Origin of the sequence: Stenotrophomonas sp. SMYL11 (assembly GCF_036320005.1) — a bacterium.
In the GTDB taxonomy this organism is placed as follows: Bacteria; Pseudomonadota; Gammaproteobacteria; order Xanthomonadales; family Xanthomonadaceae; genus Stenotrophomonas; species Stenotrophomonas maltophilia_A.
The window spans coordinates 1-13241 of sequence record NZ_JAWIRS010000025.1; the positions used below are offsets into that span (position 1 = coordinate 1).

14 protein-coding genes are annotated in these 13241 nt (G+C 67.3%); 8 read left to right on the forward strand and 6 right to left on the reverse strand.

The window, feature by feature from the left end; translation table 11 throughout:
- The first annotated feature begins 161 nt into the window (after window positions 1-161).
- From V3B46_RS21240 to V3B46_RS21255, 4 genes are all read left to right on the forward strand, one after another.
- A complete protein-coding gene (locus tag V3B46_RS21240; protein ID WP_329892839.1) occupies window positions 162-1010 on the forward strand; it encodes a MurR/RpiR family transcriptional regulator in 849 nt (282 codons plus the stop codon).
- A 15-nt stretch (window positions 1011-1025) separates the two neighbouring features.
- Complete coding sequence (locus V3B46_RS21245; protein ID WP_329892840.1) at window positions 1026-1787, forward strand: L,D-transpeptidase family protein; 762 nt, start codon at window positions 1026-1028, stop codon at window positions 1785-1787.
- Window positions 1784-3085: an APC family permease gene (locus V3B46_RS21250; RefSeq protein ID WP_329892841.1), complete on the forward strand. Its 1302-nt coding sequence runs from the start codon at window positions 1784-1786 to the stop codon at window positions 3083-3085. The genes V3B46_RS21245 and V3B46_RS21250 overlap by 4 nt, the downstream gene beginning before the upstream one ends.
- Before the next feature lie 111 nt (window positions 3086-3196).
- Window positions 3197-3526, forward strand: coding sequence for a hypothetical protein (locus V3B46_RS21255; RefSeq protein WP_032130379.1), 330 nt, complete (start codon window positions 3197-3199; stop codon window positions 3524-3526).
- 52 nt (window positions 3527-3578) lie between these two features.
- On the opposite strand, the gene yiaA is transcribed toward V3B46_RS21255, so the two are convergent.
- Window positions 3579-4031: an inner membrane protein YiaA gene (gene yiaA / locus V3B46_RS21260; protein WP_329892842.1), complete on the reverse strand. Its 453-nt coding sequence runs from the start codon at window positions 4029-4031 to the stop codon at window positions 3579-3581.
- A gap of 167 nt (window positions 4032-4198) precedes the next feature.
- Between yiaA and V3B46_RS21265 the strand changes: the two genes are divergently transcribed.
- The gene (locus V3B46_RS21265) at window positions 4199-5365 is read left to right on the forward strand and encodes a PQQ-dependent sugar dehydrogenase (RefSeq protein ID WP_329892843.1); all 1167 of its coding nucleotides are present in this window, start codon (window positions 4199-4201) and stop codon (window positions 5363-5365) included.
- Window positions 5366-5435: 70 nt separating this feature from the next.
- Here the strand turns inward: V3B46_RS21265 and V3B46_RS21270 are convergent, their stop codons facing one another.
- The 4 genes from V3B46_RS21270 to folB all read right to left on the reverse strand — a co-directional run bounded on the left by V3B46_RS21270 (window position 5436) and on the right by folB (window position 10121).
- Window positions 5436-5975 carry a hypothetical protein gene (locus V3B46_RS21270; protein WP_329892844.1) on the reverse strand — a complete coding sequence of 180 codons (540 nt, stop codon included), beginning with the start codon at window positions 5973-5975 and terminating at the stop codon, window positions 5436-5438.
- A 129-nt stretch (window positions 5976-6104) separates the two neighbouring features.
- A complete protein-coding gene (locus V3B46_RS21275; RefSeq protein ID WP_329892845.1) occupies window positions 6105-8279 on the reverse strand; it encodes a glycoside hydrolase family 3 N-terminal domain-containing protein in 2175 nt (724 codons plus the stop codon).
- A gap of 128 nt (window positions 8280-8407) precedes the next feature.
- Window positions 8408-9679: a mechanosensitive ion channel family protein gene (locus V3B46_RS21280; RefSeq protein WP_329892846.1), complete on the reverse strand. Its 1272-nt coding sequence runs from the start codon at window positions 9677-9679 to the stop codon at window positions 8408-8410.
- A gap of 88 nt (window positions 9680-9767) precedes the next feature.
- Window positions 9768-10121 (reverse strand): dihydroneopterin aldolase, encoded by a 354-nt coding sequence (gene folB / locus V3B46_RS21285; protein ID WP_019336361.1) that lies wholly within the window; start codon window positions 10119-10121, stop codon window positions 9768-9770.
- Between the two features lie 358 nt (window positions 10122-10479).
- Here folB and V3B46_RS21290 point away from each other — a divergent pair, with 358 nt between their 5' ends.
- Window positions 10480-11145 carry a hypothetical protein gene (locus tag V3B46_RS21290; protein WP_049454524.1) on the forward strand — a complete coding sequence of 222 codons (666 nt, stop codon included), beginning with the start codon at window positions 10480-10482 and terminating at the stop codon, window positions 11143-11145.
- 33 nt (window positions 11146-11178) lie between these two features.
- On the opposite strand, the gene tsaD is transcribed toward V3B46_RS21290, so the two are convergent.
- On the reverse strand, window positions 11179-12204 hold the full coding sequence (gene tsaD / locus V3B46_RS21295) for a tRNA (adenosine(37)-N6)-threonylcarbamoyltransferase complex transferase subunit TsaD (protein ID WP_154262066.1): 1026 nt from the start codon (window positions 12202-12204) through the stop codon (window positions 11179-11181).
- A 166-nt stretch (window positions 12205-12370) separates the two neighbouring features.
- On the opposite strand from tsaD, the gene rpsU reads away from it, so the two are divergent.
- Both rpsU and V3B46_RS21305 read left to right on the forward strand, forming a co-directional pair.
- Window positions 12371-12586, forward strand: a complete 216-nt coding sequence (gene rpsU / locus V3B46_RS21300; RefSeq protein WP_002808376.1) for a 30S ribosomal protein S21 — start codon at window positions 12371-12373, stop codon at window positions 12584-12586.
- Between the two features lie 133 nt (window positions 12587-12719).
- Window positions 12720-13163 carry a GatB/YqeY domain-containing protein gene (locus V3B46_RS21305; RefSeq protein WP_154262065.1) on the forward strand — a complete coding sequence of 148 codons (444 nt, stop codon included), beginning with the start codon at window positions 12720-12722 and terminating at the stop codon, window positions 13161-13163.
- Window positions 13164-13241 lie beyond the last annotated feature (78 nt).

The following is a 13241-nucleotide window of genomic DNA, read 5'->3' on the forward strand; positions in this document are numbered from 1 at the left end:
CCCCCCCCCCCCCCCCCCAGCCGCCCCCCCCCCCCCCCCCCCCCCCCCCCCCCCCCCCCCCCCCCCCCCCCCCCCCCCCCCCCCCCCCCCCCCCCGACCCGTTCCATGACACGCTCTACGCTGCCAACCGCAACGCCTTTGCAGACACCCGGACTCCGCGCATGCCGCCCCTGCTGAAGATCCGCTCCGAGCGCGGGCAGATGTCGGCCATCGAACGCCGCATCGCCGACTTCATCCTCGACAACGCCCACCTGCTGCGCGACTACTCGTCGCAGCAGCTGGCCAGCGCGCTGGGGATCAGCCAGTCCAGCGTGGTGAAGTTCAGCCAGAAGCTCGGCTTCAAGGGCTACCCGGACCTGAAGTACTCGATCGGCCAGGATGTGGCTCGCGCCGGTGCCGATCCACAACAGGCGCCCAGCGAACCCGACAGCGGCGACGACTACCTGCGGTTGGGCGACGCCCTGCGCCGCAGCAAGGCCCTGGCCGAGGAGGAAACCCGACAGGCCAACCAGCGCGAGGAGATCGAGCGCATCGTGCAGCTGCTCGACGGGGCACCGAAACTGTTCGTGTACGGCCTGGGGGATGACGGCCTGTACGCGCGGGAGTTCGCCATGCGGCTGTCGCTGCTCGGGCTGCTGGTGGTGCCGCATACCGACCCGATCCTGATGCTGGCCAACCTGTCGGCCGCGCGCCCCGGCGATGCGCTGCTGGTGTTCTCCGAGTTCGGCAACCTGCCGCAGCTTTCGCAGCTGTCGCGCCAGTTCCAGGACATGGGTGGCAAGGTGATTTCCATCACCCGCCACACTGCCAACCCACTGCGCGCGCATGCTGATGCAACACTGGTGGTGTGTGCGCACGACCGCACGCCGCAGGTCGCGCAGCTGCTGTACCGTAGCGCCATGCACGCGCTGCTCGATTTCCTGTTCGTTCTGCTCTGCCACACCAATCCGGATCGCCAGCAGCAGCTCGCGGTGAACCTGGAGCGGATCGACCACCTGCTGGATTCCTGACCGGAGCGCACGTTGATGAAATCGCTGGTCCGCCTCGCTACCGCTGCGCTGCTGCTTGCTGCAGCGCTGTCCGTCCACGCTGCGCCGCTGGATGGTGCGCGCCAGCTGATCGTGGTCACCAGCGAAAGCTGGGACAGCACCGAGGGGCAACTGCAGGCCTATGTGCGCGATGGCAAGGGCTGGCATGCACATGGGCAGGTATTCCCGGTGGCGCTCGGCCGTACCGGCAGTGCCTGGGGCCTGGGCCTGCATCCTGCACAGGGTGATGGCCCGCAGAAACAGGAAGGCGATGGCCGCAGCCCGGCCGGCGTGTTCGCGCTGGGCAGCGCGTTCGGCTATGCCGTTACACGTCCCGGCACCGCCATGCCCTACCAGCCGATGCTGGACAGCAGTTACTGCATGGATGTGCCCGGCTCTCCGTTCTACAACCGCATCGTGGATGAAAAGAAGGTCGGCAGTGCAGCGGTCAAGGGCTCCACCGAGCCGATGCGGCTGGACCTGCACAACAAGGGCGACGTGCGTTACCAGGAAGGCTTTGTGATCGCCCACAACCCGGACAACCAACCCGGCAAGGGCAGCTGCATCTTCGCCCACCTTTGGCGCCAGCCGGGTGAGGCCACCGCAGGCTGCACCGCCATGCCACAGGCGCGCATGCAGGCCCTGCTGGACTGGTTGCGCCCGCAGGACACCCCGCGCTTCGTGCTGCTGCCGCGCACCGAATACAAGCGCCTGCAGGCCCAGTGGCAGCTCCCCGCACTGAGCGGAGACGCCCGTTGAGCGCGCAGGACGAACCGCAGCTGCAGCGCGCGGTCAGCCGCTGGCAGATCGTCGGCCTGTCGATCAACGACGTGATCGGCAGCGGCATCTACCTGCTGCCGGCCGCCACCGTCGCCCTGCTCGGCCCCTTCAGCCTGTGGGGCGTGGTCGCCGCCGGCATCGTCGTTGCCCTGCTGGTGCTCTGCTACGCGCAGGCCGCCAGCTATTTCGATGAACCCGGTGGCAGCTACCTGTATGCCCGTGAGGCGTTCGGGCGATTCGCCGGGTTCGAGATCGGCTGGATGATCTGGCTGACCCGCATCAGCTCGGCGGCCGCACTCAGCAATGCGCTGGCCGATGCGGTCGCGCGCTTCTGGCCGTGGGCCGGCGCCGACATGGGCCGCATCGCGGTGATCGTGGTGTCGCTGGGCTTCCTCACCGGCGTCAACATCATCGGCGTGCGCTCGGCCGCGCGCACCGGCGTGGTGCTGGTGATCGGCAAGATGCTGCCGCTGCTGCTGTTCGTGGCCATCGGTGTGTTCTACATCGATCCGCAGCTGGCGTTCTCCGGCCAGCGTCCGGACCCGCATGACCTGCAGCGCATGGGTGAAGCCGCCTTGCTGCTGCTGTACGCCTACGCCGGCTTCGAGAACATCCCGGCTGCTGCGGGCGAGTACCGCAATCCGCGCCGCGATATTCCGTTCGCCCTGATCACCATGATCATCACCGTCACCGTCATCTACGGCGCGGTGCAGGTGGTGGCGCAGGGCACGCTGGGCGGCCTGGCCAGCTCGGCCACGCCGCTGGCCGATGCCGCCGCCGGCTTCGGTGGCGAGGCACTGGCGCTGATCCTGACCGTCGGCGCGACCATCTCCATCCTCGGCACCAACAGCAACACGATGATGATGGGCCCGCGTTTCCTGTTCGCACTGGCACGCGATGGCTACGGGCCGAAGATCCTGGCGCAGGTGCATCCGCGCTTCCACACCCCGGCGGCATCGATCCTGTGCCAGGGCCTGATCGCACTCGGCCTGGCCCTGTCCGGCTCGTTCGTGCAGCTGGCGCTGCTGTCGATGACCACGCGCCTGTTCGCCTACATCGGTACCGCCGCGGCAGTGCTGGTGCTGGCCAAGCGCTACGCCGATCGCCCCGGTGCATTGAAGCTGCCCGGTGGCCCACTGATTCCAGTATTGGCGCTGCTGCTGTGCGTTGCCCTGTTCGCCAGTGCCAGCTGGCAGAACATCGCCGCGGCGCTGGTGGCGTTTGCCATCGGCGCGGTGATCTACAAGCTGCCGCGCAAGGATGCGGACGCCGGGTAACCGGTAACGCCGGGGCATGCCCGGCGGATTGATCTGGCGATCACGCTGCCGGACCGGGCCGTTAACCGCCACGCAGGCACGATCAGGTTTCGTCCACAACGGAGCCCTTCCATGACCGAGTACCAGATCCCCGGCCGCGTACCGGACGACAGCACGCCGCGCGACGCGGTCAGCAACTACTGGCGCGAGCGCTACACGGCCGAGCCGTACTACGACGACCAGCTGTTCTTCGAGGACTACGAGCCGGCCTATCGCATCGGCCACGCCGCGCGTGCGCAGGACATGATCCGTGCCTACGAGGAAGTGGAGCGCGAGCTCGAATCACGCTGGGCCAGTGAACGCGGCCGCAGCCGCCTGGACTGGGCGCAGGCACGCAGTGCCGTGCGCCGTGGCTGGGAGGAAGCGCAGCAGGTGGAACCGCGCCTGGCACGCGGCCCCTGACGGACCCGATATGCGGCAACGCCGGGCATGGCCCGGCGCTACCGTTGCTGCATCATTCCTGTTCCGGCAGCGGCGGCACGGCCGCGCTGCGCTTGCTCTCGCCGCCACCGGCGGCAATCAGGTCGCGCGTGTTCTTCTGCACCGCCACCGCGCCGAACAGCGACAGCGCGAAGGCCATGCCGTAGAAGCCCTTTTCGCTCAACACCAAGGTGGCGTTCCACAGGCCAACCAGAAGCAGCAGCAGCGCAGACAGCAATGCGAACCAGCACAGGGCGTAGTACAGGCCACTGACCGGAATGCCTTCGACGCGGTCGCGCACGCTTTTCTGCAGCGACACCGCTGCGAACAGGCCAAACAGGAGCAGGGTGAGGTAGTAGCCCTTCTCGTTCAGCGGCATCTCCGCATTGAACAGGCCTACCAGGTAGGCCACCGCGCCGAGCAGCAGGGCCACCCAGGAGGCGGCAATGAAGGCCGGCGAGGGTCGATGGATGATCGGTGCGTTCATTGCGGTTCCTTGCAGTCAGGCGGGCACGCTTTGCCCGGGCGTGCCCACCCTAGACGATCCCACGGCCGCCGCACAGGGGGCGCAGGACCTTCGGGCCACGACCGTCACCGGTCCGGTGGTATACAAGGGAGAGCCCGGCCATCCGCATCCCCACGCTGGAGATACCCATGACCCGCACGCCCCTGTTGCTCGCCCTCGGCCTGTTGCCGATCCTTGCCACCACCGCCTGCAGTGCCGCCGGCCCCGATGCTGGCGGGCAGAAGGCCGCTGCGGCCCCTGCAGCCAGCGCCGGGCAGCGGCCCTTCACCGCCACCGAAGTCAGCCGTTTCGACCAGCCGTGGGCGATGACCTTCCTGCCCGATGGCAGCCTGCTGGTCACCGAAAAGCGCGGCAAGCTGCAGCACCTGGACCTGGCCAGCGGCCAGAAACACGAGATCACCGGCGTTCCGAAGGTTGCCTACGGTGGCCAGGGTGGTTTCGGCGATGTGATCCTGCACCCGCAGTTCGCAAGCAACCACGTGATCTATCTCAGCTATGCCGAGGAAGGCACGCTGGATACCCGCGGTGCCGCCGTGGCCCGTGCCACGCTGGAGCTGGACGCCAACGGTGCCGGCCAGCTCAAGGACCTGAAGGTGATCTGGCGACAGAGCCCCAAGGTCAGCGGTGAGGGCCACTACGGGCATCGCCTCGCCTTCGGGCCGGACGGCAAGCTGTGGATCAGTTCCAGCGAGCGCCAGAAATTCGATCCGGCCCAGGATATGGGTGGCAACCTCGGCAAGATCGTCCGCCTCAACGACGATGGCAGCGTGCCGGCGGACAATCCGTTCGCCTCGCAGGGCGGCGTCGCTGCCCAAGTCTGGTCGCTGGGCCATCGCAACGTGCTGGGCATCGCCTTCGACGCCAACGGCAAGCTGTGGGCGCAGGAAATGGGCCCGGCCGGCGGCGACGAGCTGAACCTGATCCAGCGCGGTGCCAACTATGGCTACCCGATCGTTTCCAACGGCGACCATTACGACGGCCGCCCGATTCCCGACCACGACACCCGTCCGGAGTTCGCCGCACCGAAGGTAACCTGGAACCCGGTGATCTCGCCGGCCGGCCTGATGTTCTACAGCGGCAGCCTGTTCCCGCAGTGGAAGGGCAGCGCCTTCATCGGCGGCCTGTCGTCCACCTCGCTGGTGCGTGTGGCCTTCGACGGTGACAGCGCGCGCGAAGCCGAGCGCTTCAACATGGGCGAGCGCATCCGCGAAGTGGAACAGGGCCCGGATGGCGCGCTGTGGCTGCTGGAAGATGGCAGCAAGGCGCGCCTGCTGAAGCTCACCCCGAAGACCTGACAGGATGGTAGTGCCGGCCGCTGGCCGGCACGTTTGCCTGCAACGGCCCCGCACGCGGGGCCGTCTGCGTTCATTGAATGGTGATGACCTTCACCTCGGTCTTCGAGCAGGCCTGGTCCAGGCACTGCCCGTTCAACCACACCTGTCCATCGCCGATCATCACGCCCTGCTGGTTCACGAACACCTTGCCGAAGTCCTGCCCGGACACCGCCTTGACCACCGCCGGGGTGATGATCTTCTCGTAGTTGCGCTGGAACTCACCGGGACCGGTGATCTTCTTTCCGTTAGCGATATTCAGCGGAAAGCGCACTTCCTCCACCACCGCAGCGCGATCACCGCCGACCACCGCGGCCTTGAACGCGTTGAACACCTTCTCGTACTGCGCGGCATCGCCGAGCAGGCTTTCAATGCGCGCACGCGCGTCTTCCGCGGGCGCATCCGCCGGCGCGGCGCCGGCCGGCTCAGCAGCCTTCGCCGGTTCAGCCGCAGGCGTCGCCGCAGCACTGGCCTCCATCGGTGGCGGCGCATCCACCGCAGGCTCGGCCGGCGGCGCCGGCTGCGAACAGGCCGCCAGCAACAGGACGGGAATCAACACAGCGATCGTGCGCATGCGCGGGCATCCATCGGTTCAAGAACACCGATGGTAGCGCCGTGCCAGTGAGGACAACAAAAAAGGGGACGGAGGGGATTACGTCGTTTGTGCCACTTACGACTTAATCCCCTCCGTCCCCTTTTTTGATCAGGCCTTCAGCAGTTCGAACTGCACGGCCTCACCCGCAGCCGAGGACGCGCAGACCCACAGGTCGAACTGTCCCGGTTCGGCACGCAGCACGCCGTCGCGGCCGGTGAACGCCAACTGCTCGCGGCCCAGGGTGAACACCACCTCAGCCGACTCGCCCGGCTGCAGGGCGACCTTGCGGAAGTCCTTCAGCTCACGCACAGGGCGCACGCGGCTGGCCACGCGGTCGTGGATGTACAGCTGCACCACCTCCTCGCCGGCCACGTCGCCGCTGTTGGCCAGCGTGGTGGTGATGGTCAGGGTGTCGTCCCAGCCAAGCTGCGCCGCACTCAGCTGCGGCACGCCGTAAGCGAACGTGGTGTATCCGATGCCGTGGCCGAACGGGTACAACGGCTCATTCGGGATCTCGCGCCAACGGGCCTTGAACTCCGACATCGTCGGCAGTTCCGGGCGGCCGGTACGCGGGTGGTTGTAGAAGTACGGCTGCTGGCCGGACACCTGCGGGAAGCTGACCGGCAGGCGGCCGGACGGGCTGTAATCGCCGAACAGCACATCAGCCACGGCATGGCCGGTCTGCGTGCCCAGGTACCAGGTCACCGCCACGGCCTGTGCATTGCGCACCGCGCCCTGCAGCGCCAGCGCGCGGCCATTGCGCAGCAGCACCACCAGCGGCTTGCCGGTCATCGCCACGGCCTCGGCCAGCGCCTGCTGGGCCGGCGGCAGGGTGATCTCCACGCGCGACTGCGCTTCACCGCTGTAACGCTGCGGTTCGCCCAGCGCCAGCACTACCACGTCGGCGCGCAGCGCAGCGGCCACGGCCGCTTCGGTGCCACCCGGAATCGCGGCTTCCAGCTCGCAGCCCGGCACGATCTCCAGCAGCGTGTCATCACCGATGGCGGCGCGCACGCCGGTTTCCAGGTCCACGTAGCGCTGCTTGTCGCCGAACAGCGTCCAGCAGCCTTCGATGTTCTCGCGGTCCTGCACGAACGGGCCGATCAGCGCGATCTTCTGCCCGCTCTTCTGCAGCGGCAGCACGTTGTCGCGGTTGTTCAGCAGCACGATCGAACGGCGGGCGGCATCGCGCGACAGTTCGTCATGGGCGGCGATGTGCGAGGTATCGGCTTCGCGCGCCGGGTCCAGCGAACGGTACGGGTCGTCGAACAGGCCGATGGTTTCCTTCAGCCACAGGATGCGGCGCACGCCTTCATCCAGCACGTCCATCGGCACTTCGCCGCTCTCGACCAGGCCCGGCAGGTGCTCGGCATAGAAGCCGCTCTGCATGCTCAGGTCCAGGCCGGCAGTAAACGCCTTGGCGGTGGCATCGCGGTCGTCGGCGGCATAGCCGTGGGCGACCAGCTCCATGTCGGCGGTGTAATCGGAGATCACCACACCCGGGAACTTCCACTCACCGCGCAGGATGTCGGTCAGCAGCTCGGCGTTGGCGCTGGCCGGCACGCCGTTGATGTCGTTGAACGAGGACATCACGGTGATCGCGCCGGCATCGAAGGCGGCCTTGAACGGCGGCAGGTGCACATCGCGCAGGGTCTGCGGCGAGATGTCCACCATGTTGTACTCCATGCCCGCCATCACCGCGCCGTAGGCAGCGAAGTGCTTGGGCGTGGCCAGCAGCGAATCGGCGGCGCGCAGGTCATCGCCTTGGAAGCCACGCACGCGGGCTGCGGCGAAGGCACAGCCCAGCACCACGTCCTCGCCGGCCCCCTCGGCACCGCGGCCCCAGCGCTGGTCGCGGGCGATATCCACGGCCGGTGCGTAGGTCCAGTGCAGGCCGGCGGCGGTGGCCTCGATGGCAGTGGCACGCGCGGTGCGCTCGGCCAGGTCCGGCTCGAAGCTGGCGGCCTCGCCCAGCGGAATCGGGAACACGGTGCGCATGCCGTGGATGACGTCGGCGGCCAGGATCACCGGGATGCCCAGGCGGCTTTCCTCGGTGGCGACCTGCTGGATGCGGCGGCCCAGCTCGGCGCCGACACCATTGAACAGGGACCCGACCTTGCCCTCGCGCACCTGCTGCAGCACCTGGTCGGCATTGCGCACGTTGGCTTCCGGGTTCACGTCCGGGGCGAACGGGCGGACCATGTCTGCGAAGACACCCAGCTGGCCGACCTTTTCCTCGACGGTCATCTGGGCAATGAGGGATTCGATGCGATCGGAGGCCACCGGCAGTCCTTGATGAAAACGTTTACAAGCCCGGCATTCTAGCGATCCCGAGCCGTTTGGCGAGAGGTTTCTTCATTCAGTTTCAGCCACCAGCGGGGACCGTATGGACCCGCCGGGGGCACCGCAGCTTACTCCGAGCCGGCCAACTGGCGCTGCCCGGCCATCAACATGGCGTCGCTGGAGGCCTGGAACACGCGCAGGCCGAAGGCCGGCAGGATCGCCAGCAGGTGGTCGAAGATGTCCGACTGCACCGCCTCGTACTCGCCCCAGGCGGTGCTACGGGTGAAGCAGTACAGCTCCAGCGGCAGGCCTTCGGTGGTCGGCTGCAGCTGCCGCACCAGCAGGGTCATGTCGGTGTGGATGCCCGGATGGCTGCGCAGGTAGCGCTCCACATAGGCACGGAAGGTGCCCAGGTTGGTCACCCGGCGGCTGTTGACCTCGGCCACGCCCTGCTCGCGCAGGCGCCCGTTCCACTGCCCCAGCTCCTGTTCCTTGTCCTGCAGGTAGTCGCGCAGCAGCGCGAACTGGCCGAGGAAGGCCAGGTCGCCCTCGTCCAGGAATCCGACGCTGTGCTGGTCCAGGTACAGCGCGCGCTTGATGCGGCGGCCACCGGCCTCCTGCATGCCGCGCCAGTTCTTGAACGACTCGGTCACCAGCTTCTTGGTCGGAATGGTGGTGATGGTCTTGTCGAAGTTCTGCACGGTGATGGTGTGCAACGCGATATCGATGACGTCACCATCGGCGTTCTGGCTGGGCATCTCGATCCAGTCACCGATGCGCACGCGGCCATCGCCACTGATCTGCACGCTGGCCACCAGCGACAGGATGGTGTCCTGGAAGATCAGCATCAGCACCGCCGTGGCCGCGCCCAGGCCGGTGACCAGCGGGCCCAGCTTCACTCCCAGCAGGGTGGCGACGATCGACAGGCCGGCAGCGACGAACACCACGATCTTGACCACCTGCAGGTAGCCCTTGATCGGCTTGTTGCGCGCATCCGGCTTGCGTTCGTACAGGCTGTTGGCCGCGTCCAGCGCGTGCGAGAACGCCATCGATACCGTCAGCACGGCCCACACGATGCACAGCTTGATGACGATGTTGACCAGGCTGGGCGGCAGGTCGGGGATGAGGGTGATGCCCGAGGCGATCACCTGGCTGGGCACCACGTTGGACAGGCGCGAAATGACCCGCATCAGGTGGCTGCCACGCCCGGACTCGGCACCCGGCAGGCGCTGCAGCAGACGCCGCAGGCCACGCACCAGGATGCGCTTGGTTACCCAGTTGGCCAGGCCGGCTGCGATCAGCAGGGCCGAGATCATCAACGCCAGGTAGGCGCCGGGATAGGGTTCCAGTGTGTTCTGCAGCTTTTCCAGCCACTGTACCGCCACCACCGCGTCCACCATCAGTTGTCTCCTTTCTGCATTGCTGTTGAGGTTGCCGGCCAGCGGCCAGCACTACCTGGGTTGCTGGCAAATGGCCGGCGCGACCGGGTCAGTCCCGCGTGCGTTCGATGATCACGCCCACCGCGCGCGCGCCGCGCACCGCGCCGGGCTTGCTCAGCTTCAGGCGCAGCCACTTCACGTCGAATTCGGTCAGTACGATCTGCGCGCAACGCTCGGCCAGGGTCTCGACCAGACCGAATTCCGATTCGCGCACGAACTGCTCCAGGCGCTTGCTCACCGCCTTGTAGTTCAGGGTGTGGGCGATGTCATCGGTAGCCGCAGGGCGACGGTTGTCGAAGCCCATTTCCAGGTCGAACACCAGGTCCTGGCGGATCCGTCGCTCCCAATCGTAGATACCGATCAGGGCGTCGATCGTCAGCCCCTCGATGAAAACCTTGTCCATTGCGCTTACCCGCCCGAATACAGGGGGCCATGGTAACGGCACGGCGGTGACCCTGCCCGGAACGGGTGATGGGTGGCCGGCACGGGGCGGGCCCGGAAAAGACAAAGGGCCCCGCTAGCAGGGCCCTTTGGTACTACCGTTTGTCCCCAGGGGGAGCTGGAATCCAGCCGCGAGTCCCGGTGGCGCAGGCACGCAGATTAGGCAAGGACCAGATCGCCGGTCAAGGCCAATTCCGACAGGGCAGGTCAGGTATTCGCCCGAGGCGAAACGCAGGAAATCAGCCGCGCGGACAACTACGTTCCCTGATGGTGGTCGCCGCCCACTCTCGCGAACATTGAGCCCTCCTTCACCACCGCACATGACGATGGCTCCATACGATGTACTGCGGCGCGCGTTGTCAGCGGAGCGCCTGTCGACTTACGAGAGAATCGCATCGACCTGCAGCCCTGACGTCACTGCCGATTCCCTGTATCTCTGGAACATGCGGATGTGCGGTGCGCTGATGATGCCGGTCCATCTGTGCGAGGTGGTCATTCGCAACGCCGCTGCAGCTGTGCTTACCCGACAGCACGGCCCGCGTTGGCCGTGGAATGATGCCTTCCGACGCAGACTGCCAACTTCATCCAGTACTTCTCCACGCACGGCACTGGAACAACTTGCCAGCCGCGTAACCGATACACCTGAGATCGTCGCCAACCTGCCAATGGTGTTCTGGCAGCAGCTCTTTACATGTCGCTTCGACTCCACCCTGTGGATACCCGCACTTGGTGGGGTTCTACGTCATGCGCCTTCGGCACATCCCAGTGTCATCAGGAAAGCCATCCACGCAGACATTGGACGCATCCGCCACCTGCGCAACCGGATCGCGCACCACGAACCTATCCTGGAACGCGACCTCGGTGCCGACCTGGCCGCGATCGGGCGGCTGATCCACGCCCGCTGCCCGCACACCCTGGGCTGGCTGCAGCGCCATGAGCGGGCGACGACCGTGTTGGCGGCGTCGCCGTTGGCAGGGCGTCGGTAATACGTCCGCCCGGCGTGGCCCGGCGCTGCCGGATCAGACCGCCGGCAGGGTCGCCATGTCCCAGCGCGGGGTCACGTCCACCTTCGGCGGGCTGTGCTGGCCGGCCTGCAGGCGCAGCGCGCCAGCGAAGGCGATCATCGCGCCATTGTCGGTGCACAGCGCAGGCCGCGGGAAACAGGCGCGGCCGCCCAGGCGCTCGGCCATCTGCTGCAGGCGCGCGCGCAGGCGCTTGTTGGCGCCCACGCCGCCAGCCACCACGATCACGTTGGTCCCGGCCGCTTCCAGCGCGCGCTCGCACTTGATCGACAGGGTCTCGACCACCGCATCTTCAAAGCCACGGGCGATGTCGGCGCGGGTCTGCTCGCTCTGGTCGCTGTCGCGCCAGGCCATCAGGACCTGGGTCTTCAGGCCGGAGAAGCTGAAATCCAGCCCCGGGCGGTCGGTCATCGGCCGCGCGAAGCGGTAGGCCCCCGGCGTGCCCTGCTCGGCCAGCCTGGCCAGCTGCGGGCCGCCCGGGTACGGCAGGCCCATCAGCTTGGCGGTCTTGTCGAAGGCCTCGCCGGCCGCATCGTCCAGGGTCTCGCCCAGCAGGCGGTACTGGCCGATGGCGTCCACCGCCACCAGCTGGGTATGGCCACCGGACACCAGCAACGCCACGAACGGCGCCTGCGGCGGGTCGTCTTCCATCAACGGGGCCAGCAGGTGGCCTTCCATATGGTGTACGCCCACCGCCGGCACCTCCAGCGCCCAGGCCAGCGACCGCGCCACGCCCGCGCCGACCAGCAGGGCGCCGACCAGGCCGGGACCCGCCGTGTAAGCCACGCCGTCGATGTCGTCTACGCCCAGACCGGCGTCGGCCAAGGTCTGGCGTACCAGTGGCAGCAACTTGCGGACGTGGTCGCGACTGGCCAGTTCGGGCACCACACCACCGTATTCGGCGTGCAGGGCGATCTGGCTGTAGACCGCATGGGCGCGCAGGGCCGCGCTGCCGGCCAGGTCGGTGTCATACACCGCCACGCCGGTCTCATCACAGGAAGATTCGATGCCAAGGACTCGCATGCCTGCTATTATGACGCCCCTGCCGCCCCCTCGGGGGACGCGCGGGTCTCACTGCTTTCGAACCTCTGGCCCGTATTCAGGGTTGGCCGCTTGCAGTTTGTCGTTTCGCCGCTATAATGTGCGGCTCGCCGGGCGTGACCCGGTTCTACTGTGTCCCGGAGATTCCATGCCCAGCGTCAAAGTCCGCGAGAACGAGCCCTTCGAGTTTGCTCTTCGCCGCTTCAAGCGCACTTGCGAAAAGGCCGGTGTGCTGGCCGAAACCCGCAAGCGCGAGTTCTACGAAAAGCCGACCCAGGAGCGCAAGCGCAAGGCCGCCGCTGCTGTGAAGCGTCAGCTGCGCCGCTCGTCGCGCGACGTCACCAAGCGTCAGCGCCTGTACTGATCGGACGCATCTTCATTGCGATGGGCTTGCCTGTCGCGATGGAGCCGAAGCCGGCACGCGCGAGCGTCGCCGGCTTTTTGCGTTTCCGGGTTCGGGCATCCGCCCCGCCCCACCTACCACCACGAGGTTCCTCATGAGCATGAAGCAGCAGCTCACCGAAGACATGAAGGCCGCCATGAAGGCGGGCGAGAAGCACAAGCTGGGCGTGATCCGCCTGATCAACGCCGCCATCAAGCAGCGCGAAGTGGACGAGCGCATCGAGCTGGATGACACCGCCGTGATCGCCGTGCTCGACAAGATGGTCAAGCAGCGCAAGGACTCGGTCAGCCAGTACGAAGCGGCCAACCGCGAAGACCTGGCCGAGATCGAGCGCGCCGAGATCGTGGTCATCGAAGCCTACCTGCCGGCCAAGATGGGCGAAGCCGAGATCGTGGCCGCCATCCAGGCTGCCATCGCCGAAACCGGTGCTTCCGGCCCGGCGGACATGGGCAAGCTGATGGGCGCACTGAAGCCCAGGCTCGCCGGCCAGGCCGACATGGGCCTGGTCTCCAAGCTGGTCAAGCAGCTGCTGGCGTAAGCCCGCACGCGGGGTCGGATCCCTTCCGCAGCGCGGGAGGGCTCTGACCCCATTGATGCACCCGCTTCACCGCGTCTT